Origin of the sequence: Paenibacillus sp. UMB7766-LJ446, from assembly GCF_030226665.1 — a bacterium.
GTDB classification, from domain to species: Bacteria; Bacillota; Bacilli; order Paenibacillales; family Paenibacillaceae; genus Paenibacillus; species Paenibacillus vandeheii.
In genome coordinates this window covers 72889-97472 of sequence record NZ_JASOYM010000004.1, presented here as the reverse complement: position 1 = coordinate 97472, position 24584 = coordinate 72889, and the positions used below count along the sequence as shown (strand labels likewise).

Annotated in this window: 20 protein-coding genes and 1 pseudogene; 4 read left to right on the top strand and 17 right to left on the bottom strand. The window is 45.9% G+C overall.

Translation table 11 applies throughout. The annotated features are described in order from the left end of the window. Nucleotides 1-266: 266 nt before the first annotated feature. From glgD to QP794_RS11600, 6 genes are all read right to left on the bottom strand, one after another. Nucleotides 267-1370: a glucose-1-phosphate adenylyltransferase subunit GlgD gene (gene glgD / locus QP794_RS11625; RefSeq protein ID WP_024631848.1), complete on the bottom strand. Its 1104-nt coding sequence runs from the start codon at nt 1368-1370 to the stop codon at nt 267-269. A gap of 26 nt (nt 1371-1396) precedes the next feature. Further along, complete coding sequence (locus QP794_RS11620; RefSeq protein ID WP_285077410.1) at nt 1397-2566, bottom strand: glucose-1-phosphate adenylyltransferase; 1170 nt, start codon at nt 2564-2566, stop codon at nt 1397-1399. A 564-nt stretch (nt 2567-3130) separates the two neighbouring features. After that, on the bottom strand, nt 3131-4282 hold the full coding sequence (locus QP794_RS11615) for an iron-containing alcohol dehydrogenase (RefSeq protein ID WP_285076664.1): 1152 nt from the start codon (nt 4280-4282) through the stop codon (nt 3131-3133). A gap of 309 nt (nt 4283-4591) precedes the next feature. Next, nucleotides 4592-5452, bottom strand: coding sequence for a GNAT family N-acetyltransferase (locus QP794_RS11610; protein WP_285076663.1), 861 nt, complete (start codon nt 5450-5452; stop codon nt 4592-4594). Nucleotides 5453-5762: 310 nt separating this feature from the next. Continuing rightward, entirely contained in the window at nt 5763-7457 is a 1695-nt protein-coding gene (locus QP794_RS11605) for a M3 family oligoendopeptidase (RefSeq protein ID WP_285076662.1), read from the bottom strand. A 263-nt stretch (nt 7458-7720) separates the two neighbouring features. Continuing rightward, nucleotides 7721-8527: a glycoside hydrolase family 12 protein gene (locus QP794_RS11600; RefSeq protein WP_285076660.1), complete on the bottom strand. Its 807-nt coding sequence runs from the start codon at nt 8525-8527 to the stop codon at nt 7721-7723. Between the two features lie 583 nt (nt 8528-9110). Between QP794_RS11600 and QP794_RS11595 the strand changes: the two genes are divergently transcribed. Both QP794_RS11595 and QP794_RS11590 read left to right on the top strand, forming a co-directional pair. Beyond that, nucleotides 9111-9860, top strand: a complete 750-nt coding sequence (locus tag QP794_RS11595) for a hypothetical protein (protein ID WP_285076658.1) — start codon at nt 9111-9113, stop codon at nt 9858-9860. A 138-nt stretch (nt 9861-9998) separates the two neighbouring features. Continuing rightward, nucleotides 9999-10211, top strand: coding sequence for a cation:proton antiporter regulatory subunit (locus QP794_RS11590; RefSeq protein ID WP_029881135.1), 213 nt, complete (start codon nt 9999-10001; stop codon nt 10209-10211). Nucleotides 10212-10319: 108 nt separating this feature from the next. Here QP794_RS11590 and QP794_RS11585 read toward each other — a convergent pair whose 3' ends face one another. Continuing rightward, nucleotides 10320-13067, bottom strand: a complete 2748-nt coding sequence (locus tag QP794_RS11585; RefSeq protein ID WP_285076655.1) for a PAS domain S-box protein — start codon at nt 13065-13067, stop codon at nt 10320-10322. Between the two features lie 275 nt (nt 13068-13342). Between QP794_RS11585 and QP794_RS11580 the strand changes: the two genes are divergently transcribed. Next, complete coding sequence (locus QP794_RS11580) at nt 13343-14173, top strand: protein-glutamine gamma-glutamyltransferase (RefSeq protein WP_285076653.1); 831 nt, start codon at nt 13343-13345, stop codon at nt 14171-14173. A 192-nt stretch (nt 14174-14365) separates the two neighbouring features. Here QP794_RS11580 and infC read toward each other — a convergent pair whose 3' ends face one another. The 6 genes and pseudogenes from infC to QP794_RS11550 form a co-directional block, all read right to left on the bottom strand. After that, nucleotides 14366-14860, bottom strand: coding sequence for a translation initiation factor IF-3 (infC, locus tag QP794_RS11575; RefSeq protein ID WP_285076652.1), 495 nt, complete (start codon nt 14858-14860; stop codon nt 14366-14368). Nucleotides 14861-15127: 267 nt separating this feature from the next. After that, nucleotides 15128-15511: a VOC family protein gene (locus QP794_RS11570; RefSeq protein WP_285076650.1), complete on the bottom strand. Its 384-nt coding sequence runs from the start codon at nt 15509-15511 to the stop codon at nt 15128-15130. 69 nt (nt 15512-15580) lie between these two features. Further along, nucleotides 15581-15859 (bottom strand): ArsR/SmtB family transcription factor, encoded by a 279-nt coding sequence (locus QP794_RS11565; RefSeq protein WP_285076648.1) that lies wholly within the window; start codon nt 15857-15859, stop codon nt 15581-15583. A 361-nt stretch (nt 15860-16220) separates the two neighbouring features. Continuing rightward, nucleotides 16221-16364, bottom strand: a pseudogene (locus QP794_RS11560) (translation initiation factor IF-3); the annotation flags it as partial. Between the two features lie 125 nt (nt 16365-16489). Further along, nucleotides 16490-17422, bottom strand: coding sequence for a manganese-dependent inorganic pyrophosphatase (locus QP794_RS11555; RefSeq protein WP_079344186.1), 933 nt, complete (start codon nt 17420-17422; stop codon nt 16490-16492). A gap of 148 nt (nt 17423-17570) precedes the next feature. Continuing rightward, entirely contained in the window at nt 17571-17888 is a 318-nt protein-coding gene (locus QP794_RS11550; RefSeq protein ID WP_285076644.1) for a hypothetical protein, read from the bottom strand. A 62-nt stretch (nt 17889-17950) separates the two neighbouring features. Between QP794_RS11550 and QP794_RS11545 the strand changes: the two genes are divergently transcribed. Further along, entirely contained in the window at nt 17951-18187 is a 237-nt protein-coding gene (locus QP794_RS11545; protein WP_285076642.1) for a helix-turn-helix domain-containing protein, read from the top strand. On the opposite strand, the gene QP794_RS11540 is transcribed toward QP794_RS11545, so the two are convergent. The 4 genes from QP794_RS11540 to QP794_RS11525 form a co-directional block, all read right to left on the bottom strand. Next, nucleotides 18184-18915, bottom strand: a complete 732-nt coding sequence (locus QP794_RS11540) for a metallophosphoesterase family protein (protein WP_350338867.1) — start codon at nt 18913-18915, stop codon at nt 18184-18186. The genes QP794_RS11545 and QP794_RS11540 overlap by 4 nt on opposite strands. Nucleotides 18916-19028: 113 nt before the next feature. Next, entirely contained in the window at nt 19029-20036 is a 1008-nt protein-coding gene (locus tag QP794_RS11535) for an LLM class flavin-dependent oxidoreductase (RefSeq protein WP_062324576.1), read from the bottom strand. Between the two features lie 183 nt (nt 20037-20219). Beyond that, nucleotides 20220-22157: an LTA synthase family protein gene (locus tag QP794_RS11530; RefSeq protein ID WP_285076637.1), complete on the bottom strand. Its 1938-nt coding sequence runs from the start codon at nt 22155-22157 to the stop codon at nt 20220-20222. 104 nt (nt 22158-22261) lie between these two features. Beyond that, a complete protein-coding gene (locus tag QP794_RS11525; RefSeq protein ID WP_285076635.1) occupies nt 22262-24532 on the bottom strand; it encodes a putative PEP-binding protein in 2271 nt (756 codons plus the stop codon). Between the last annotated feature and the right edge of the window lie 52 nt (nt 24533-24584).

The window sequence follows — 24584 nt, the reverse complement described above, 5'->3', positions numbered from 1 at the left end:
AAGAGCCCGTTCCGGTTACGAATCGTTCTTCCGATCGCTGTTGTCTCTCAAATTTCTTGATGAACATTATAAAAGGTTGAAATTTGGAGACAAAGGCGAACGCTGACGCTTCTTCAGAATCGATCTCGTCACCTCCACTGCGTTAGCACGTATAACCGTAGCTTTAGCTGTGGCACCCATGCTTCGAAGCAGCATGAACCTTAAATCCATCCTACAGGATTTTTATTTTATATATATTTATAGATGATATCGGTTAAGTATTGGTATTAGATAATAGTACTCTTTGCCAAAATATACGGGTTGGACGGGTCGCCGATCAGCGTCTGGCCGCCGCTTAGCTTCACATCTTTGTCGAGAATGACGTTCTCCAGAACGGCGCCTTCTCCGATGTAGCATTTTTGCATAATAATAGAACCTTTAATTTTGGCACCCTTCGCCACATGCACCCCACGGAACAGGATACTGTCTTCCACTTCCCCGCCTACAATACAGCCGTTTGCGAGTAAGGAATGCTTCACCTCAGCGGTGTCCAAATATTTAGCCGGAGCCTCATACTTAATCTTGGTCTGAACAGGCTGTTCCTTGAACAGTTGTTCATACAGTCCGCTATTTAGCAGTTCCAGACTGTTGCGGTAATAGCTGTCGATTGAATTAATCACGGCATGATAGCCATCATAGGCATATGCAGCAATGTTCAAGCCATCCGGGTTTTTCTGGATTACATCACGGAAGAAATGGCTTTCTCCATGAGCGATGCAGCGCTGCACCTGGCGCAGGAACAGTTCTTTTTCCATAATGAAAATTTCTGTATATATATTCGGGTGATCGGCGCTTTGGTGAATGTCCACCACATTGCCGTTCCCGTCATCTTCAACTTTGACACAGGCGTCATGCTCAGGCAGAAGTTGATCCACTTTTTTGCAAACCAATGTCACATCCGCGCCTTTGCTTATATGGTACCTGTACACATCCTGCAGATCTGCTTTGGTCACGTGCCGACTGCCTGCATGAACGACATATTGCCCGGAACCCCGACGAAAGAAATCGAGATTATTGTGAAAATGCTGCAAATCCCCTTGTGACGTATCGGTTGGATCGTTCCAGTCCGGGGGCAGAATAAACATGCCTCCATGCTTGCGATCCAGATCCCACGGCTTACCGTCTCCCAGATGATCCATGAGTGAACGATACTTCCGACGGACAAATACGCCGATACTCTCAATGCCAGCATTCATCATATTGGACAATACAAAATCAATCAGACGGTAGCGCCCGGCATATGGCACCGCGGCTCCGCAGCGAAAGTACGTCAATTCCTTCAATTCCTCAAGCTCATGGTCAAGGTTAATAACTCCGATCAATGGTTTCATCGCATGCACCGTCCTTTGGGGTTAGATTAGGCTTTGCTTGTCATTCCCTCGTGAAGCTGACGTTCCAGTTCTTCCTGATCAACCAGTAAAATATCACTTTCATCCTCAGGGGCAGGCGACAGATGTACTCCATCCGGAATCACCAGTCCTTCGGCAATAATAGCTTTGTGGATACGTACATGTTGTCCGATCTTCACTTTTGGCATGATCACTGAATCCGTGACTGAGCTATTCTCACCCACCTCAATCCCGTAGAACAGCACCGAGTGATTAACCTCCCCATGTACAACACTGCCTTCACTGATGATGCAGTTCCGCACCTTCGCAGAAGGTGAAATATATTGCGCAGGCTGATTGGGGTTACGGGTAAAGATACGCCAGTCGGGGTCGTTCAGATTAAACGGCGTCTCCTCATCCAGCAGGTCCATATTGGATTCCCACAGACTGCGGATCGTACCTACGTCCTTCCAATACCCCTCAAACGGATAGGCGTATAGTGATTTTTCATTTTCAAGTAACAAGGGAATGATATCTTTGCCAAAATCGTAGGAGGTGGATGCCTGTTGTTCGTCCTGGATCAGGAAGCGTTTAAGCACATCCCACTTGAAGAGATAGATACCCATGGAAGCAAGCGTACTCTTGGGTTCAGGAGGTTTTTCTTCAAATTCGTAGATGCGATAATCATCGTGGGTGTTGAGCAACCCGAACCGGCTGGCTTCTTCCAACGGAACGTCAACGACCGATATGGTGCAATCTGCATCCTTTTCCTTATGGTATTGAAGCATTTTCTCGTAATCCATTTTATAGATATGATCCCCTGACAAGATGAGCACATGCTCAGGATCGAATTGTTCGATAAAATTCAGGTTCCGGTAGATTGCATCCGCCGTACCTCGGTACCAGTTACTGCCGTCTTCACGTTCATGAGGAGGAAGAACATATACCCCGCCATTTTTCCGATCCAGATCCCAATCGCTGCCAATGCCAATATAGGAGTGCAGCACGAGAGGTTCATATTGGGTTAACACACCGACCGTGTCGATGCCTGAATTGGAGCAGTTACTAAGTGGAAAATCAATGATACGATAAGTTCCGCCAAAATAAACAGCGGGCTTGGCCAGTGATTTGGTCAATCCCTTTAATCTTTTGCCTTGCCCTCCAGCGAGCAGCATCGCTACAACTTCTTTTTTTGCCATCATTACAGCCTCCTCCATGTGCATTCGTTCTGATTCATTTCAGAGCCCATAATCCGATATGTTGTTGTGTGGACACTTTTGTCATGATTAGGAGCATGCTGTACAGACTGTGTTTCATCGAAATTGCAGCCGAACGTCATTCTTGTAGTGTCTGAAAGTAGATGATACATGCAGAATTGCCTGGACTTGTTGTGTAGAGGTGATAGGTGGATGTACAAATTAAGGTGTACCCCGTGAAAAATGCAATACACGACTCCTATATAACATTAAACACGAAACGGGTTGAGGAATCTTGCTGGAAAACTTCGACAAAAGTATAAGTGGATATCACTCCCTCCCTTATGCCGCTGTTATTAAATATTGTATTCGATAATAGGTCTTCAAAATCCTTTTGTTTTGCTCTTAACATTAACTGGAAAAATAAGTAATTAAATTTTAAAACTATATGATAAAAAAGCCGAGATCCCTCCCGGCCTATTTCTCCTTTTATCCACTGGATAATCTCATCCCCATTCCTGTTTTCAGCGGGACTTTCCATTCCATTATACGAATTGCTATGATACTCTATATAATTTTACGGAACAACTCCATCACTTCTTCCTTGGAGGGTTCATACGGATTGCTTGGTGCACAGGCATCTTTCATGGCGTTATCCGCCAGCCATTCAACATCAGGGTCTTTCACACCCAATTCAGACAGTTTCTCGGGAATGCCAACCTCCTTGGAAAGTTGACGAATTGCCTCAATCACATAATCGGAGCATTCCTCATCACTTCTGCCCTTCACGTCCATACCGATCGCTTTGGCAATATGCCGGAATTTACCGGGTACATGCTTGGCATTCATCTCTTCTACATAAGGAAGCAACATCGCGTTACATACTCCATGTGGCAGATCGTAGACTCCCCCAAGCTGGTGAGCCATCGCATGAACATAGCCCAAGCCCGCATTGTTAAAAGCAATTCCACCAAGGAAACACGCATAAGTCATATGCTCTCTTGCCTCCAGATCACTGCCATCCTTAACGGCTCTGGGTAAATATTCAAAGATCAGCTCAACGGCCGCTGCCGCTGTGGCGCTCGTTACAGTAAAACCACCAGGCGTCACCATGGCCTCCACCGCATGGGTCAACGCATCCATGCCCGTGGCCGCAGTAAGACTGGCAGGCTTGCTCAGCATCAGTTCCGGGTCATTCACCGACAAGTCGACAAGACTGTTTCGATCCAGCATCACCATTTTCACCTTGCGTTCCTCATCTGTAATCACGTAGTTCATGGTCACCTCACTCGACGTGCCTGCTGTTGTGTTAATCGCAACTAGCGGCACGGACTTGTGTTTCGATTGATGTAATCCTTCATACTCACGGATATGTCCACCGTTGGTTGCTACAATGCCGATGCCTTTGGCAGCATCCTGCGGTGAACCTCCGCCTATCGATATAATGGCGTCACAGCCATGATCCTGAAATACTTGAAGTCCGTCATGTACGTTCTGACAGGTCGGATTGGGCTGAACCTCATCATATATCACATAGTCTAACCCTGTTTTTCTTAGTATAGACAGCACTTGTTCAGCAACGCCGCAAGAGATCAATCGCCGATCACTTACGACAAGCGCCTTGTGAATCCCCATATTCTGTATCAACTTGCCTGCTTCCTGTAAACACCCTCTGCCCATCAAGTTCACGGGCGGAACATAATAAGCATGTGTTGCCATCTGAACCAGCCTCCTGTTACCCCTGATTTACTGTCTTTATTGTAACTGAATCCGTTTTCAGATATAGTGAAATAAATCACAACCAAGTTGATAAATGTTTCATCTGGACGAATTCATCCAATGATTGCGACTGCTCTTCAACAACTGCTCATCAGCGCTTGAAAAGAAAAACAAGTTGCTCTTGGATTCACAAATTCAAAAATAGGGCTATCCCAGGTCATTTTCATGACTTCTGGGACAGCCCCTGCAAATCTTCAACGTGCAAAAAACGTTTAACGAACCCGGCACACTTTATTCGTTCAATCTTTATTATTCACAATCCAGAAGCTCCTGAATCGGCATGTAATAGACGGGATAGGGTCTGCCTTGTTCAAAACCAAGCTTACCCGCTATCGCGATGGAATCATGACGAAAATCCTCTGTCGTCCAATGTGGAACACAATTCCGTTCCAGAACGAATTGCACATAAGCGCTTGCCATGGCCGTAGCCAGACCCTTGCCCCGGTGTATCGGATCGAAGGTATTGATACCTGTTTCGTGGTGAATGCCACTGACAAACACCGAGATACACGTACCTACAACCTGCCCCTTATAAACCGTACATGTGCCTGCTCCGTATCGGAAGAAGTCCTCCACTGAATGCCAGAATTTCAAAATTTCATGCTCAATGATACCACCTTTGTCCTCTACCATTACAGCTTGGTCGATAACTTGAAGCTCATATCCAGAAGGAACAAACAAGGAGCTGGAACTGCGTTCCCGCCACTGTTCATACTTTGCAAGATTGAATTGAAAAGGAACCCGCACCCCTTCTCGCAAACGCCCATTAAACATGTGATGCAGGACTGGAGACCAGTCTGAGCCTGGGTCGGGGTACACTTCAAGATTCAGCATGTCTTCTCCAGCGCCTAACGCCTCAGGGAAAAGCTCCTGAACGAGTACCTCTCTGACAAGACTGTTGAACTGTTCATTATCCGATCTTCCGATCAGATAGAACATTTCGTTTTTTGCCCAGATCAGTGCACTTTTCGGAGCATGAAGCCGGTCTGCATAGACGCGGCCGCATTGAAGTCCAGCAAGCACTCCCCCCATGACCACATGCCCGTTCGTACCCGAGATGAAGGGTGTTAATTGATTCCTTTGGAACGGTTGATTCAGTAAAACCAACATGGTATAACCTCGCATTCTTTGTATAGGGTAGGAAAATGAATACATTCAAATCCGCCCTGCCTCAGAATGCGATAACGTCTGGTCTATTCCTCGTTCCCTTTCACCTCTTCGACCTATATTTTTATTGAACTAGAGTATATTTACCCTTGCCACTCCTATGACAGAACAACCTTCCGATCGCTGTTATCCCCAGATTTTTTTGATTCCCTCTTTAAAGGGAAAATCCGGGGATAAAGGCGAACGCTCCGCTTCTTCAGGTTATTTCTGTCCTCTGCGTTATCGTGTAAATGTTTAGTTCAATATATATAGCTTACAGTGCTTTATCGTCTACTCCATCCAACCAGGCTTCAATATCGCCGATGACAGAGGATACGCAGCCGTCTTCAAACGGAGAATTCAGACCAGCAAGTTCGACCAATCCTGTGAAGGACAGACTTCCTCCGGCTTTACACAAAGTCAGGTAGTCGGCCCATGCGGACTTCATATCCTGGTTGCTGCGTTTCCAGAACTGGAATGCACAGATTTGTGCCAGTGTGTAGTCAATGTAATAGAAAGGCGACGAGAAGATGTGACCCTGCTTATGCCAGAATCCGCCTTGTTCCAGATAGGCGTTATCCTTGTAATTGATATGCGGCAGATAAGTCTTCTCAATGTTGCGCCATGCCTGCTTGCGCTCCGCTGGTGTTGCATCCGGATTGGCATAGACAAAATGCTGGAATTCATCGACGGCTACACCGTAAGGAATGAAGAGCAGTCCGGAAGACAGGTGATCAAACTTGTATTTGTCCGTATCTTCCTTGAAGAACAATTCCATCCAAGGCCAAGTGAAGAATTCCATGCTCATGGAATGAATCTCTGCGGATTCATACGTCGGCCAATTGTATTCAGGCACTTCAAAGTGACGGCTCTCATATACCTGGAACGCGTGACCCGCTTCATGTGTCAATACGTCGATATCGCCCGATGTACCGTTGAAGTTGGAGAAAATAAACGGCACTTTATAATCGTTCAGGAAGGTACAATATCCCCCGCCCTGCTTGCCTTTTTTGCTCACCAAATCCATCAATTCATTGTCGGTCATCATTTGGAAAAACGTATCCGTTTCCGGTGACAATTCAGCGTACATTTTCTTACCATTGTCAATGATCCAGTCCGCATCCCCTTTAGGAGTAGGGTTACCCGTCTTAAAGCTGAATCCTTGATCGTAATAATAAAGGTTATCCACATCAATCCGGCTGCGCTGACGCTCTCTGAGCTTCGTAGCTACAGGCACGATATAATCACGGACTTGCGCTCTGAAATTGGACACCATCTCCGCGTTGTAATCCGTACGGTTCATACGGTCATAGCCGAGTTCCACATACGATGGATATCCCAGCTTCTTCGCGATTTGCGTACGTACTTTCACCAATTCGTCGTAAATGCGATCGAATTCAGCTTCATGTTCAGCCATAAACGTATATCTTGCTTCCGATGCGCGCTCCCGCATAGAACGATCCGTGGACAACTCAAAAGGGTGCAGCTGCGGTAATGTGCGTTCTTCCCCTTCAAACGGAATTTTGGCCGAAGCAATCAGTTGGTTGTATTCCGTAGAAAGTTTGTTCTCTTTCTGAAGGTCTTCGATAATTTCCGGGCTGAAAGTCTTCAGGGACAGATCTGCCAGCTGGAATAGCTGCGAACCCCATTTTTGTTCCAGTTCAGCACGGAATTTGGAGTTCACCAATGCCCGATAATAATCGGTAATGTATTCTTGAATGATCGGAGAGCTTTCATCCAGAAATTCGTTTTCTGCTTTATAGAACGTATCATTGGTATCAATGGAATGACGGATGTAGACCAATTGTGCCTGAGTCTCAAAATCACTGCGCAGCGCGTTAATTTTGTCCATATATCCACTCTGTTCTTCAACCGTATTCGCAGCTTCAAAACCACTCAGAAGCTCACGGAATGACGTTTTGATTTGTTCCAGATCGGGACGTGTATACGTATACTCACTAAATTTCATTTATGTACACCCTTTCCTATTAGGCATATTTCGGGATTCCCCGAGTTGAACTAAACCCTATTATACAAAAGAGCAGCCTAAAAATCCCATCTTTACGAAAAATATTTGTCCATCGGTCAAATGGAACAACATCACTCGTTACATATATTACGCTTGAATGTCTGGTATGACATGCATGTAAAAGATGCTGCATCAGCCGGGAATAGATCTCCCTCCGAGCAGCATCTCATTGAGTCAGGAATAATGCGTGATAAATAGAGCAGTTACTGAACGTTTACATACCAATTGGAGTAATTGATCTGGCCGCTGCCTTTCGTAATTTCGGTTCCATATTCAACACTGCTGACATATTTGCTGTTGGTGAAGTAACTTTTGGAAATCAGATAATCGGTGAAATTTTTGACGTTGATGCTAAAGTTGTTGGGGGATTGAGACTTTTTGAGGAACGAGTATACCCACCATTGATGCACCCCATTGTCGGTAATTTCGCCACGGTATAGATCATAGGTCTGTCCACCAATGGATACATCCGAAAATACTTTGGAACCAATGGGTCCTACACCGGAAGTCCATTCGTTCCAGATCATAATTTCTTCGGTCGGTGTACTTGACCAGGTCGCATTCCCGATGTCATGCAGCCAGATATCATACGCATTATTATATTCTCCATTGGTGTTGGACGCCTTAGAATAACCTACTCCGGTATTGATACTTTTGTTTGCAGACAAACGTGTTGGCAGCCCACTGCCTGGTGTATAGCCCTCTGTCCAGTGCCAGCAACTGACAAGAGAAGGATAGGCTTTGACTCCACCAGACGTTGTTGGCCAGTTCCAAACGTAACCCAGATCTGTATTACTGTTCACATACACGGACTGGGACCACCCACTGACACTCGAACTTCCCCAGCTATTGTTGAATATATAATACTTGTTGTTGCTGAAATTAAGTTTGGCATACGCTGTAGAATCCGATGCTGCGCTGGCTGTAATGGGAACGGCCGCAATCAGTAATGACATAACCAGCAGCATCCATGCTTTCTTGCCTGATCTTTTTTTCAACTTCAAACCCATAATGTAGCCTCCCGTAAATTTTATTGTAAACGCTTACAACAGTAAGTGTAAAACATTTCCATGTACAAGCATACCACTTAAATCCGACATTATTTCATGCTATTTTTAGACTTTTTGGGATTATATACAAATAAGCCCACCTCGCAATACGTTACGAAGTCAGCTTATAAGCTTGTCTTTTCATGTTTCTTTTATAATCTTAGTGTTGATCGTTGTCCATAATCTTATAGAACCAGCCCATTCCGAGCATTCCCACAACCATAATAATCCCCATAATAATGATGTATGTCATGAATGTAACCCCCCTGCTCCGTTTTTCTTCACACTACTACCAGTTTACACGGTGAAACCCCTTTTGAGTTGACTGAACATTGACAAAAATACGAAATCTTCATTCTCACTCCATATATTGTGTCCTTTTTCATTGTAATTTCAATCGTCATATCGCTAATTCAACAGATTTGCATTGATATTTGATTTTCCCGCCTTGCTCTTGTAGGGTACAAAGTTTCATCCGTCATACTTACGGTGTATACTATACTTCTATGAAATGGAATTGGAATTGGATTATACGCAGAAAGGTTTGAACAGAATGTCGACTCGCACACCCTATTATCGTCAGCTATTATTCGCTTTTTTACTTACTCTTATGCTGTCTATCCTATCCGCTTGTGCTGATGGTGAAGCTCATGTCACGGTCAATATGGATGGTTCATCAGATCTCGATCTGAATCTCAGCGTAACCGACTCTGCTCTGGGAATGATGGGACAAGATAATCTCATGACACTGCTCGCAGATTCGTTGAAAAAGAATAATTTCCAGGCTGAAGTCTCGGACCAAGGAGATCGCACAGAACTCAAGGCGACGACCCATTATGAGAAAAGTAATACCGTCTCTACCTTCAGCACGTCGGATCTGCCTGATGGAATCCAGGTGGAGCAATCCACCACACCAGGTTTTTTCACTTCCAAATTGCATATAGCTGCGGAAGTAGACCTGCTGCAGACCGTTCCCGACGGTGAGGTTAAAGACCAAATTAACAAGGTGCCTGGATTTCTCAAAAACTTGCTGCTGAAAGATGTCAATTTTGATTTCAAGCTGACTCTTCCAATCAAGGCACAGGAATCCAATGCAGATCTGGTCGAAGATCATGGAAAAACTCTAATTTGGCACGTCTCCCCACTGGATACGAATAAGCTGGATTTAACCGTACAGGTCCCAAATATTCGGAATATCATTATTACGGGGGGCATTGCCTTGGTGCTATTCATTGCATTACTTATTTGGTTTATAGTCCATCGCAGACGAACCAGAAAGGCGCGGAAAATATAACCACAGCTCAAGAAGCTCGGATGATATGACTACTATTTCACTTCCGACTTGCCAAACGGTGTTATGGATAGTAGAATACATCCGTACTGTGTGAACGGTTAAATTAACTATGGAATTGCTAAAGAGGTGACAGATTTCATGAATATCCGGGAATGCCCACTGCCTGGTATCGGAGTTAAGTACCAGTTTGATACAAAAAGCGGTAATAAGTTGGTCATTGTTGTCCACGAAGACGGACGCCGTGAATTGTTCTCGGTGGACCCAAGTGACAACGAAGAACTCACCCTAATTGCAGAACTGGAAGATGACGAGTGCGTAACCCTTTCGGGGTTAATTGGAGGATGGTCCTGACATCTGTGTCAGACGATTAGATTAACAACACCGATGAAAGACGCAAATAACCTGCCCCTGAAATTTCAGGGCAGGTTATTTTTTTCGATAAGTTGCACTTGGAGCTCATCAGCGCTCGTGCTTTGCTCGAATGAACGGAACCCATGTGTTTAATACACGACTAACTTCCGCAGAGCTGAACGGTTTACTGATAAAATCCTGCATGCCGCATCTCAGACAGGCTTCACGGTCGTTCGCCCCTGCAAAAGCGGTGATGGCAGCAATGACCGGGATTTCAGGATGGGTTTGCCTAATTCTGCTGGTCGCTTCAATCCCATCCATAACGGGCATCTGGATGTCCATAAACAGAAGGTCGTATGATTCCCTTTCCAATGCCTCCACCGCTTCTGCACCGTTTTCCACGATATCACATACACCGCCGAGCTTCCGAAGCATTTCCTCCAGCAAATGACTGTTTAATGACTGATCCTCAACTATAAGTATTTTGATGCCCGCTGCCAGACTTGTTCGATCCAGCTTCAGGTCGTGATCAACCACCTTTTCAATCCGATCCGTCGACTCATCTTGCCATCGTTCAAGTAACAAAGTGAAATGGAAATCTGCTCCCTCACCTGTCTCACTCTGTACACCAATGGCGCCGCCCATCAGTTCTACCAGCTTCTTACTGATGGCCAGTCCAAGGCCTGTGCCTCCATATTTGCGATTGATAGCCGGATCAAGCTGAGAGAAGGACTGGAACAGTTGATGCTGCTTGTTGAACGGAATGCCAATCCCGGTATCTTTGACTGAAACTGACAAGAGAAGGTGATTCTCATCGTAAAATTCCGCTGGCTTAACGTTCGCGTGAACCTGAATGCTTCCCTTCTCCGTGAATTTGACGGCATTGCCTACCAGATTAATTAAAATCTGACGAATCCGTGTTTCATCGCCTCTTACACGTTCGGGAATTTCTTCTGACATTTCACAGTAGAGTTCAATATTTTTTTCGGAAGCTCTAAGCGCGAATAGTTCCATGACCCCGCCAAGAAGGGCTTTGATATCAACTGGCTGGCGTTCAAGATCCATTTTACCTGCTTCAATCTTGCTGAAATCCAAAATTTCATTCAGAATATGCAGCAGTGATTCACCACTGTCGATGATGATATCGGCAAATCCGTTCTGCTCCTCATCCAGCTCTGTTTCTTTTAACAGATGAGCCATGCCCATGATCCCATTCAATGGTGTACGAAGCTCATGACTCATAATCGCCAGGAACTCTGACTTGGCCCGGTCCGCATGCTCTGCCACTTCCTTGGCACGAATGATGTCCTTCACCGATGTCATATCGCGAAAAACGAGTACGGCCCCACGATTGTCTCCCTGATCCATAATTGGTTTCAGTTGGAACTCCGCAAGAAAGCTGGAGCCATCCTGCTTCCAAAATACTGACTCTGATCGCGGCAGGCTTCGCCCTTCACGTACCGCTTGGAGAATCGGATTACCATTGGACGGATAAGGAATACCCTCACTTTGCATTTGTAACATAATCTCTTCAAGGGGCTTTCCATTCATTTCAGACGGACAAAAATCCATCATCTGCGTTGCAATCGGATTGGCAAATATCAGATTTCCGTTCTGATTCAGGCCAATAACTCCCTCAGACATGGCATCGAGAATCAATGCCCTCTCGTAACTGAGATTTTCGATTTCCTCTACATACCTTTTGGACTCCGTAATATCGCTGGTTATTCCATAGACGCCAACAACGCGATTTTCGAGCAAAATCGGAACATTAATTACACTCGTTTCAATGCGCTGCCCGTCTTTGTGAATCAGCCCTACTTCATAGCGTTGTGCGGTTCCTTTTACAGTCTCTTCAAAGTGATACCTCGTCTTATCCAGGTCAACCGGGTCAATGAGATGATCAAAGGGTCTGCTGAGCAGCTCCTCCTTGGTATGGCCTGTCAATTGCTCCTGTCCTGCGTTGGCCTTTAGCAAGTTTCCGTCCAAATCTAATGAAGCAACGCCTAGAGGGTTGCAGTCAAACAATGACTGGTATTCCTGAAGACTTAATTGCTGCTGCTTACTCGCTGTAATATCACGGGTCACCGCGATTATTTCCTGCAGATTTCCTTGTTTGTCATATAAATAATGAGAGATGGTGTCCGCCCATACAACCGAACCATCCTTATGCAGGAGCCTATAGCTGATTCGGTCAGGGGCAAGGCCCTGGATTTGACCAGCCACGTAAGCCTCGACCAGAGCCACATCGTTGGGGTGAATGCAGAACAGGCCAGATTGACCAATAACTTCTTTCGGATCATATCCCAACATGCTTGTGCTGGCTGGAGATACGTACTTAAACGTTCGTTCCGGGTCGGCATGGTGTATGGCAATCAGGTCAAGCGAGGATTCGGCCAGTAATCTTGAGATTCGGCTGCTCTCCTCCAACTGCTCACGCTGTATTATCAGTCGATTCTCCGCGTCCTTCTGCTTCGAAATATCCGCTGCCTGCACAAGCAAATAAAGCGGCTTACCGCTCGCTTCGTCCCTGACGATACAGGCTCTTACCGTCACCCACAGAAGAGAATCATCCTTGCGCTTAAGCCGTAGCTCGGTTTCATACATCAGACTTAATCCGTTGGTCATATCCCAGAAGTGGGATCTAAATTCCCCCATTTCCACGTCTTCCTCATAAATCATATGTACGAGAGGGGCGTTAATCAATTCATCTTCACTGAATCCCAGCATCTCGCAAAATGCCGGATTAAGCTGGAGCCAACGTCCGTTCACATGCGAGGCAACAGCAATGCCGATCGGTGCATGTGTGTATAACTGTTCGAACAGAGAGCGATTCTCTGCAATTAGATTCGACACCGCATATCCTCCTTTATTAGGAATCTGAATATATTCCGTATGAACAGATCGACCTGAACATAACTTCATCTATAAGAGATGTACCCCAAATGTAATGATTTATAAACGAGTTGAACAAAAAATCCAGGCCATAATCGACATTCTTATCGTGTGTTCATGCTGTCTGCACCTGCAGACATACAAAACCGCACAACTGGCGTCATATACTACAGAATAACGCGTGCATCCCCGTTTGTACAAGGCTGAACATCCCAATGATACTGGAGGTTATGAATATGATTATTGTTGCGAATCAACCGATTGAGCTGGTGCGTTCGGATTGGTCTGCTTTTGCATGGCACTGGTTACAGCGACTACAGAACAGTCCCACAGTATACACCTATCAATCCATGGATCATCTTCACTTTGAATGGACGCTGCGGGAGTCTCTGGTAGACGCTGCGGAAGCGCTGGATCGAAGCGGGGTCAGCTTTGCCTCATTCGAGAAATCCAGGTGTAACCCGGCCTATTGGAACCGAAATGCTCAAGGAGGCTTTGAGCTACGGGCTGAGGTGACGCCTGCGCAGGGAATCCGGGACATTTGGAAGAATGGTCATTTGTATGCCTTTGAATGCGCAACAGCGACTGTAATTGTTCTGTATGGCGGTGTATTGAACAGCATTCGGGAAGAGGATTTCAATTCCCTGTTTCGCAACCTGCTGCTCTATGACTGGCACTATGACAGCGATCTGCGATTAACGGAAAAGAACGGAAGCAACTCTGCGCTTCCTGGAGATGTATTGTACTTCAAAAATCCGGACGTTTCCCCTGAAACACCAGAGTGGCAGGGAGAGAATGCCATTATGCTGCGTGAAGATTTATATTATGGACATGGAATCGGGATTGCAAGCAGGGAAGAAATCATTCGTTCATTGAACCAAAACCGTATTCCTGGAAGTACAGTATCAGCCTATTTAATGGATACGGTCATTTATCCAGACTTTTTATATCTGTCCCGATATGCCAAGAACGGTAACAACGGAAATTCACAGACAGCCTCGTCTACCCCGGTCTTGCCGGGACAGTTGTATGTGCGCATTGGCGGCAGCCGTTACTTGCGAACCTAACATAGCTTGAAGTGTATTGGTCATTAGAAGTTCGTTCAGCAGGGTTTAACGACATTCCATGCTGAAAACCCCGTGAAGCAGCAGTTCCACTGTTGCTTCACGGGGTTTTTGGAGCATTTGGGACAGCCAATTCATTAACGACTGGATAGCCCCACCGTTCCATTGTTATTTAGCTAATTTCATTCATCGTTATTATCCAATGGGGTCCAATTGCACAACGACCTGTTTGCCGCTTACCTGAACCCCCGTCGTTTTACTACCATACTCAGCCAGAGATTTGCACAGCTGTTCTGCCCATTCCTTGCCTGCTGTTCCTTCCTTGGCTCCATGCACTTGGATGACGAACTTCACCGAGTCACCCTTCGTCAGGATGCGCTCTGCCTGAGATTGCTTGGTTTCCCGGTCGTGGTCTTCCATCTGCAGGGTCAGCCGAATCTCCTTCACTTTGCGTTTGTCGGGTGATTTCGCAGTTTTCTTCTTCTCTTGCTGCTTTTCCTGTCTCGCTGCTCCAGCACCAATCAGTTTGCATGGCGGCGGGCTGGTCATCAGGGAGGTACATACTAGCGAAACCCTACGTTCTTTCGCCATTCGCAGTGCTTCTTCTCTTGATACTATGCCTAAGTCTTCACCATCGAGTCCTGTTAGCAAAACCTCTGACGCTTTGATTTGTTCATCCATTATCAACATGGATTTCCCTCCCATTCACATCCCGACATGAAAGTTACTCTGTCCAACCTAATAATCTGATGGCAGTCTCATGTCTTTATACTCATAATGCTTTACTTCGGGCAGATGCTCAAACATTTTAAACCTGTAAAACAAGTTACGCCCTAAACTGCAATGTTGTTTTTACCCCAAAAGAAAACCGCCCTCTGAAAAGGTTGTTAGTTTAACTATCGTTCTCCGTTAGCATAAAAACCATGGCTATTTTTTAAGTACCGAATCTTCACAAAGTTACTTTTGAATTATTTGAATGAGGTTGCCGCAAGCATCGTCGAAGACAGCTATTGTGTTTTCCCCCATTTTTGTCGGCTCCATTGTAAACTTCACGCCGGCTTCCAATAATCGTTTATGCTCTTTATGAATATCCGCAACGCCGAACATTGTTGCCGGGATGCCATCGGCAAATATCTTCTTTTGATACTCTTTGGCAGCAGGATGGTCATTCGGTTCGAGTAAAAGCTCGGTACCGTCTTGCTCATCGGGGGATACAAGTGTTATCCACCTGAAGGTTCCGACGGGAACGTCATGCTTTTTTACAAAGCCAAGCGTTTGCGTATAAAACTCCAATGCCTTGTCTTGGTCTTGAACGAATATACTGGTAACAATGATTTTCATAATGTTTTTGCCTCCTTTGATATTTGCGGTGCTAGTGCTCTGCTAACCATCTGGCTCAGAAACTAAAAATTATTCTACCCATCCTTTCAACAAATTTTTAAGTGGTTCGTTGTTGAATAAAAGCACTCGATATTTTCCTTTTTTTTCTGATTTTACGAGCCCTGCATCCTCCAATGCGGAAATATGTTTAGCTACTGCCTGTCGCGTAATAGAAAGGTCGTGTTTCATAATGAGACGCACCGTAAGTTCATACAACGTTTGCTCATTGCGTTCAGAAAGTTCGTCTAATATAAGCCGCCGAGTCGAGTCGCCAAGTGCTTTGAATATAACATCTTTATTCCAAGTCATATACCGAGTATAAGCAACCCTTGGGTTGCATGTCAAGTGTAAGCAACTATGGAGTTGCCTAATCAAAACGTGTCTCTTATTCAATTAAACTGCCCGTTAGTTCAGCAATTATTATTTAAAAGGAAGCGGGATGGGATTCATTTGTAATTTACTACATTCAATTACGGGAGTACATAACAGTCTGAAAGAGTTAAGTAGCTAAGTTGATCGTGATAACACTTACTCACAGCAACTCAACTATAAATTATAGTCGATACGAGTAGGAATGTATGTTCTCATTTTAGTTAAGTCTAGTACAATCTATAACAACATAAAACGCCTGTATAGAATCTACAGACGTTTTTATGTGTCGGACAATGATGCTCATCAGGGACATACAGATCAGATCCACTTTGTACTGCTTCGCAAGTGCGAGCGCGTCACGGGTAGACATGATGCCCAGATCCTCACCGTTCAAGCCGGTCAGTTGGACTTCAGTCGCTTTAATCTTTTCATTTTTGATCATGGTACATCCTCCTCTACAACAAAAGCCTGTCCTGACCTATGACAGATCAAGAGCAGGCTTGGATGTTGTAACTGAATATTCATCGTATATCTGGACGTAATGGTTATACGTCGGTTTTGTTCATCTTACAACGAGTTGAAAGCTTCGGTCAGAACCGGCACAATTTGCGATTTGCGGGATACTACGCCTTTGAGCACCGCTCTGCTATCCGACAATGTTACATTGTATGCTTTCTCTACAGCTTGAGTGGAAGCACCATATGCCAATGCAACAGAATCGTTGTTCAGAATGTCCGTTACGACAAATACGAACAGGTCGAGACCTTTGCTGGAAATAATCGCTTCAATCGCTGCTTCAAGCTCAGGTTGCTTCACAAGCACATCATTCACGTCAACCGCGTTCACTTGTGCAATTTCCACTTTAGCTTGACCCATTACGAATTCTTTGGCATCCAGGGAAATCAGTTCAGCAATCGTTTTCTGGCTCAGATCCGCTCCCGCTTTCAGCATATCCAGACCATAGCTGTCTGCATCCACACCAGCAATAGCAGCCAGTTCACGCGCAGCTGCTACATCCTGCTCTGTGCATGTTGGGGATTTGAACAACAGAGAATCCGAAATAATCGCAGACAGCATCAAACCAGCAATCGGTGCGCTGATTTCCACGCCGTTTTCTTTGTACAATTTATTCAAAATGGTTGCTGTACAACCTACAGGTTCTGCACGGAAATACAAAGGCTGGCTTGTCTCAAAGTTTGCGATCCGATGGTGGTCGATAACTTCAACAACAGTCACTTCCTCAATATCGCTGACACTTTGTTGACGTTCGTTGTGGTCAACCAGGATGACCTTGTTTACTTCATTGGCTGCTGTTTTAATCAGACGTGGCGCTGCCACTTTGAATTGGTCCAATGCAAATTGAGTTTCGCCGTTAACTTCGCCGAGTCGAACAGCCTCAACGTCTTGACCCAATTTTGTTTTCAAGTCTGCATAGGCAATGGCCGAGCAGATCGTATCCGTATCGGGATTTTTGTGACCGAAGATTAATGCTTTTTCCATATTAATAGCCCTCCGTCAATTCTGATTTAGATGAATAAAATGTAATGTTTCAATCATACCCTTACTGATTATAGCGTTAATAAGGCTTAATTCCAATCCCTTTACAGCGAATTAATTACAAATTCATGTCAATGTCTTGCCTTTATACTCACAGTGAGCATAAATGCTGTTCCGCCCTTTCGATAGCTTCAGTTAGGCTTATGTACGGATTATCATTCCGAAAACGAATGCACAACTCTGCCGTCCCCCCAGCCTCGATCCATTGCCGGTATGTATACCAATCCACATTCTCCAAAAAGTAAAAGGTCAGAGCTTCAAAAGGATTTGATTTATACTTTTGTTTAAAGGTAATCTCTGGCATCGAGTCCTGCACCAAATACTCCGCCTTCAACTCATACAACAGTATAAAAATGCTATGTTCATTTATATCCAGAATCCGCTGGACAAACTCATTGCGTCGATCCAAAGTATTTAATATGATATGCATCTCCAACTAAAACTTTTAAATAATCTTGCTGGAGGATCACTATGGATTTCGATAAAGTCACACTACACTGCAAACTCGATGAGATCTTGAAAAAGCACAACAACATGTCTGTCCTCAAATTGTCAGAAGAAATTGGACATCGTAGAACAACCATTATGGAACTGTTGCACAACACCAATATGGATAAGAAAAAGATTTCTGCATCCCTCATTGTGAAACTCTGTGTATACTTCGATATTACACCCAATGATTTATTTGAAATTCGCAACGTAGATTAAGCCTCGGGACCCTGACGGGTCTCTCCTCTTTTCACAAAAAAGACCTGTACACTTCCGTCTTCACTGATCTCCAGTAAGTTCAATCGAGCACCATAAGCACAACCACCATCAATGCCAATTTTGTCCCCACTGGGGTCAAACCAGACACCTGGCTCAGTATGCAAATTTTTGACTGGCGTATGACCGAATACCACCGTCTCCTTGAGCGAGGTTGGTCTTGAATAGAATGGCTCCCGAATCCAAATGAAGTCACGCTCTGACTGGGTCCGCCAATCCTCCACCTCCGGATTAATTCCGGCATGTACAAAGATATAACCAGGAATTTCGTATACAAGGGGAAGCTGTTCCAAAAAACGAAGATGATGCTCATAGTGTGTACGCAGCCTATGCTTGGCTTCAGTATAAGCACCCCAGTCTAACTGCTCATGATCCAAAGAGACCTCGACATAGCTAGCCAGCGTCTGTAAGCCGCCATTACGAATCCAGTGTTTGTCATACTCCTCGACATCATGGTTCAGCGCCTTGAACATCATCGCGTCATGATTTCCTTTGATCGTAATAATGTTGTACTTCTCATGCATCTGCATGATCTGTTCCACGACCTCTTTGCTCTTCGGCCCGCGGTCCACATAATCACCCAACAAAATCAGCTCGTCCTGCTCTGGATCGTATTCTGCAAGCTCAAGCAGCGTATTGAATTCGTCGTAACAGCCATGAATATCACTAATGACACATCTGCGAATATGAATCTCTCCTCTCCCTGATCACGCAAGAGTATAACCGGAACCTTGTAAGACAAGGCTCCAGCTAGTTCAGAATACTAATTCCCGTTCAGTACCAATTAATCCTGCTTTAAACCAAAGGCTTCCGCTATCAGACTGAATGAACGCAAACGATCCTCAAAGGAGTGAATCGCTGACGCAATAATAACCTCATCCGCTTCATAGCGTTCAGCCATTGCCGTAATTTTGTCCTTCACCTGATCCGGTGTACCCACGATGGAAAAAGAACGACGTTGACGGATCTGTTCCATCTCCATGGCCGTAAATGGATAGTTATTCACCGTTTCCAGAGATGGGAAGGAGTTCTGCTCCAGACCCCGCCCAAGCCGCAGGAAGAAGAGCTCATTGCTGCGAGCCAGTTCAGCGGCTGCTTCCTCAGTCTCCGCGCAGAATGCCGACACCGCAATCATGGAATGAGGTTGGTCATTCAGGATGGATGGCTTGAAATGTCTGCGATAATGCTTCATCGCTTCCTCCCCACCCGGCGTTCCGAAAAATTGGGCAAATGCATAAGCGGTCCCTTGTGCCGCAGCAATTCGGGCACCTTCGGAACTGGAGCCGAGCAGCCATACTTCCGGAACAGTGGGTACGGATGGTCCGGCAACCAGGGAAGCAAACCGATGATCCTCCGGAAGCTGTTCATGAAAATACCCACCTAGATCGGCAATTTGCTGCGGGAAGAACTGTACATTCGATGACTTTCCTTCATTCAGGGCTCTGCTTGCAATAGGCATTCCTCCTGGTGCTCTGCCAATTCCAAGGTCGATTCGGCCGGGGTGCAGCGCTTCCAGCAAACGAAAATTCTCGGCGACTTTATATGCACTGTAATGAGGCAGCATCACGCCACCTGAACCTACCCGAATTCGATCTGTATGTGCTGCAACGTGCGCAATCATAACTTCTGGACTGGAAAATGACAGTGCCCCGCTGCCGTGATGCTCCGACATCCAGAAGCGGGAGAAGCCCAGCTCATCTGCATGCTTGGCAAGAGTTACGGTTTCCTGAAGGGTATCCTGTACCGTCCGTCCTTCATTAATATGTCCATGTTCTAGTACACTAAGTTTCATCTATATTCATTCCTTTCGTTATCTGCGTTAATGGCTGCAGCTTCCATTGTAACATTATTAATTACAGTTTCAAAGAACATCTCCTTTTTCATTACACGTTTAGGATGTACAATGAATAAACAAATAACGCCACCAGCTCCTGAGCCAGTGACGTTATGGTGTTTCATACATAAAAAATTTTATTTACGGTGCACGTTTGGGCAGCAGCTTCACATACTCGTCAGACAGCTTCATCAAGCTGAGCACGTGCTCGTAATCCGAACGGTACGGCTCCAGATCCGTGACGGGTTCATACGTTTTTAACGAGTAGGCTGTTCCATCATCAAAGCCCGCACCCGGAATAAACATAATGTCATTATTCACAAATGAACCTGTCGGCAAGTAATACCGGATACCGAACGCATTGTGGTCCATGTTAAGCAGATCGTGGCCAAAGGCTGTAAATTTCTCTTCCTTCAAGGAAACTCCCATCAGGTTCAACACCGTTGGCATGATATCCAACTGACCGCCAGGCTGTTCAATGATTTGCCCTTTTGCCTGTTTTGGCGTATGGATCAAGAGCGGGATGTTGAAACGACTTACTTTACCGTCATATGGCACGCCCAGATTGGTCTGGATCTGCTCTGTAATCTCATCGTTTGCTGGCAAACCGAAATGGTCCCCGTATATCACAAGTGTTGTGTTATCCCATAATCCGTTCGCCTTGAGTTCATTGATCAACTGACCTACCGCATAGTCCGTATAATTGATCGCTTGCAAGTAATCGTGCAGCAACGTATTGGTGATTGTGGCCGGAATGGTAATTCTAGCTCGGTCCGCAGGAACCGTAAACGGCGAGTGACTGGATGCTGTAATGAACTGAGCATAGAATGGCTGATTAGCAGCCTGATGCGCATTCATTTTTTCCATACCTACACGATATAGCTCCTCATCCGATGGTCCAAAATCATTAAACTTATCATTCTCGAAGCTGGGCTTGTCGAAATACCGATTGAATCCAAGCGCCGGATACATTTTGTTCCGGTTCCAGAAGGTGACGTCATTGACGTGGAACGTCTCCGACTCATATCCTTCTTTACCAAGCAGTTTTGGCAGACTTGGCAGATCACGGTCACTATACCCTGCTGACATGGGTACAACCCCGGTTGGATAGATGGAAGTGTTCGACATGAATTCGGCATCCGATGTATTTCCCTGTCCGATCTGCTGGAAAAAATGAGAAAAATAATAGCTTTCTTTAGCCAGATCATTCAGAACCGGGGTTAATACTTGACCGTCCAGGGAAGCATTGATTGGGAAATTTTGAAATGACTCCAGTTGGAGGACAATCAGGTTACTTCCCTTGGCCTGACCAAAATATTTGGCTTTAATCGCCGTGCCCTGACTGGGCTTCTCCTGGTACGGATACTTGCTAACCAGTTGATTAATCTTGTCGATCGTTTCATTAATGTTGCCATTCGCAATGGCTTCATTCTCTTTGCTCGTCAGTATCGCTGATGACACCTGATAATTCAGGAAACCGAGGTTTTCGGCACGAACCAGCTCATTATCAATCGTTTCCCCTTTGACAATGAAACTGCCTGACAGCGTGATGCAGAACGCAGCGGTCAGGGCTACTCCCAACTTGCCCCAGTACCGTCTCCGGCTTCTGCCGAAATGGAGTCCACTGTCGCGATAGCTGCTATTGCGGCCTGAGGTACGACGACTGCGGAGGATAAACCATACCGGTACAGCCAGTACGATGTCCACAAAAAACAGGAAGTGCTCAGGTCGTACCAAAGGTCCGATACTTCCTCTCACCTGAGCAACCTGGCCGATCTCGCTCAGTGCCGTATAAGTGGGAACCGAACTGAAATGTACGTTATAGAGTGTCGCCGCGAACAATACCAGCGAGAACAACACATTGAAGCCTCCGTACACTGCACGCTTCCAGCCTTTTGGCACGATCAGATCGAGGATACATACCACGGTCAGGGCCCCCAATGCGTCAGTAACGAAACCGATGCCGGACAGTCCCTGGAAAAAGAAATACCGCAAAAGCGACAACTTCAGCAGCATAAGAATAAATAACACGATAAATAAGGTCCGTGATGAGGTCCGCTCATTTTTGGAATTAAACATGGTCGCTTTCAACCCTTATCTGAAATTTTTACGTTCATTTTACAAAACGCATATTTCAGTATAACAGTTTTATGGTTTGTATTCCATGAGGGGATATAGAAAGCTTACGCAATCGTCGATATATCTACGTCCTGCCTGTTTTCGTTGTGATCCTGCTTCTCGGTAAGGAGTGCCGCCTGGGCGGCAGCGATACGGGCAAGCGGCACCTGTTCTGGCAGACAGCTCACATAATCCAGACCAATGCGGTGGCAAAAAGCAATGGAAGCCGGATCGGCTGCATTCTCACCACAGATGCCTGCTTTTAGATGCGGTTTCCGAATTCGGCCCTGAACGAGAGCCATCTCCACTAGTTGCCCCACCCCGTCGATGTCCAGTACCTGAAATGGATTGCTGGGCATTGAACGTTGCTGCTCGGCAAAATGAAGGAATGACTTCTCCGTATTGTGACGGCTGTAACCGAATGTCATCTGTGTCAGGTCATCGGTGCCAAACGAGAAGAAGTCCGCATGTCGGGCAATATGTGCTGCGGTCAGTGCCGCTCGTGGTACTTCTATTCGCGCGCCTACTCTGTAGAGACAGTGACGCTTCTCCTCTCCAAGCACCTGGTCCGCTACATGATCCACCAGCTCTCTCATATCCTGAAGTTCATTGGCATTCCCCACCAAAGGAATCATAATTTCGGGCCGCACCCACAGCCCTTGGCGGATACCCTTCACCGCTGCACGAAAGATTGCTTCAAGCTGCATATCGTAGATTTCCGGGAACACGGTTCCCAGTCGACAGTCCTGCTGTCCTAGCAACGGATATTGTTCATGCAATTCCAGCACTCTGCGGATGACGCGATCAAGCTCCTGCACTTCGGTGTTATTTTCCTCTAATTTGCTGAGAGCCAAATGCTCACCTCGTTCGTTTAACCTTTCAATATCAGGCAGCAGCTCATGCAGCGGCGGATCGAGCAATCGAATCGTTACCGGATAACCATCCATCGCTTCGAAGAGTTGTTCAAAATCAGCCTGCTGCATCGGCAGCAGACGTTCCAGTCCACGCTTGCGCTCAGCTTCACTGTCTGCCAGAATCATTTTCTGTACAAAAGGAAATCTCGAAGCAGACAACAACAGTTGTTCTGTCCGACACAAGCCAATGCCCTCAGCCCCTAACGCGCGGGCCTTCAAGGCATCCTTGGGATGATCCACATTGGATAGTATTGTAAGTGCCTTTATTTCATCAGCCCATTCGAGCAGAAGCTGCAGCTCTGGTAATAAAGTTGATGATGTTTTCATCATTTCCGTCACATGCCAGGGCTGGATACGTAATATTGCATCCTCCTTGGTAATAATCCCTTCATCCACGAGATCTACAGTACTCCTCAGTGCAGCCTTCGAGGTTAGCCTCGCTTCACTAATTTCCACCAGATACAGCGCCCCTGAATCCACAGCAAACTGGATCTCCTGTACCTCATTCGTGCGTGACTCCAGATAACCGCAAGCATCCTGCAGAAGTGCATACATTTCGGGCTCTTCTCTCCGTAACTCATCCAGTCCTTCATTAAAACCTTCGGATGCAGCAGATGAAACGTAATCACCTGTCATGCCTCGTTCCCCGGTACCCGGATGACGGGAATATACCGTGCCGATCCCGCTGTGGTCACCACACTCGCCATTGACCATCATCTGTATAAGAACAGCTGCTCCTTGAGTTTCATCCGAGAAATGAGAGGATTTCCGAAGAAGCTCTTGTTGGGAATTGGGCCGAAGAACACGATGTGCATCAGAGATTACCCGCATCGCTTTTTTTAACTGTAACTGTACATCCTGAGGGAAAGGATGATATCCTCTCTCTTCTATTAAACGTTTATATTCAGCGATGGCGAATTCCAGGTTCGCTTCATCGAGTATCGAGATGTCTTCCAATTTTTCTTCAAAAAGGGCATACGGAATGTCGTGTACCAGCTGACCATAATCCTGCAAAAAAATCCGATAACAATTCAGGGCATACTGACGATCATTGGTTTGCCTTGCGAGCCCCTCCACCGTCACATCATTCAGTCCTACATGAAGCAAATCCTGAGAAGCTGTATTACGGGAACACGTTTCACTTGACCGGACGGCAAGCAGCAGTGGTGCTAAGGAATCGCCGAAGAATTGGCCGGATTGCTGCTCAAGATGCTGAATTGCGCTGCCAATCTCTTGGGCTCCTTCAGCTGAAAGAGGTGCACGACGGGCACAGAACGCGCGACAGCCTTCCTCTGTTACAATGAACCCGGCCGGAATGGGCCAACCTGCCTGGAGCATCGCTGCAAGTCCAGCCCCTTTACTGCCCATCAGCCCTTTCATCTCTGCCGTACCTTCTTCCAATAGAACTACCCGTTTCGTCATTACAGCGCTCCCATCTGCCAATACATGGCTGTGCTTAAAAGGCAATTCGGTC

Bases quoted from the DNA above. Each gene is read 5' to 3' on its own strand.
- QP794_RS11565 (WP_285076648.1), bottom strand. From the start codon at position 15,859: ATGACTTGGAATAAAGATGTTATATTCAAAGCACTTGGCGACTCGACT.
- QP794_RS11555 (WP_079344186.1), bottom strand. From the start codon at position 17,422: ATGGAAAAAGCATTAATCTTCGGTCACAAAAATCCCGATACGGATACG.
- QP794_RS11605 (WP_285076662.1), bottom strand. From the start codon at position 7,457: ATGAAATTTAGTGAGTATACGTATACACGTCCCGATCTGGAACAAATC.
- QP794_RS11525 (WP_285076635.1), bottom strand. From the start codon at position 24,532: ATGACGAAACGGGTAGTTCTATTGGAAGAAGGTACGGCAGAGATGAAA.
- QP794_RS11590 (WP_029881135.1), top strand. From the start codon at position 9,999: ATGAATATCCGGGAATGCCCACTGCCTGGTATCGGAGTTAAGTACCAG.
- QP794_RS11610 (WP_285076663.1), bottom strand. From the start codon at position 5,452: ATGTTGGTTTTACTGAATCAACCGTTCCAAAGGAATCAATTAACACCC.
- QP794_RS11615 (WP_285076664.1), bottom strand. From the start codon at position 4,282: ATGGCAACACATGCTTATTATGTTCCGCCCGTGAACTTGATGGGCAGA.
- QP794_RS11545 (WP_285076642.1), top strand. From the start codon at position 17,951: ATGGATTTCGATAAAGTCACACTACACTGCAAACTCGATGAGATCTTG.
- QP794_RS11620 (WP_285077410.1), bottom strand. From the start codon at position 2,566: ATGGCAAAAAAAGAAGTTGTAGCGATGCTGCTCGCTGGAGGGCAAGGC.
- glgD (WP_024631848.1), bottom strand. From the start codon at position 1,370: ATGAAACCATTGATCGGAGTTATTAACCTTGACCATGAGCTTGAGGAA.
- QP794_RS11570 (WP_285076650.1), bottom strand. From the start codon at position 15,511: ATGAAAATCATTGTTACCAGTATATTCGTTCAAGACCAAGACAAGGCA.
- infC (WP_285076652.1), bottom strand. From the start codon at position 14,860: ATGTTGATAATGGATGAACAAATCAAAGCGTCAGAGGTTTTGCTAACA.
- QP794_RS11580 (WP_285076653.1), top strand. From the start codon at position 13,343: ATGATTATTGTTGCGAATCAACCGATTGAGCTGGTGCGTTCGGATTGG.
- QP794_RS11530 (WP_285076637.1), bottom strand. From the start codon at position 22,157: ATGTTTAATTCCAAAAATGAGCGGACCTCATCACGGACCTTATTTATC.
- QP794_RS11600 (WP_285076660.1), bottom strand. From the start codon at position 8,527: ATGGGTTTGAAGTTGAAAAAAAGATCAGGCAAGAAAGCATGGATGCTG.
- QP794_RS11535 (WP_062324576.1), bottom strand. From the start codon at position 20,036: ATGAAACTTAGTGTACTAGAACATGGACATATTAATGAAGGACGGACG.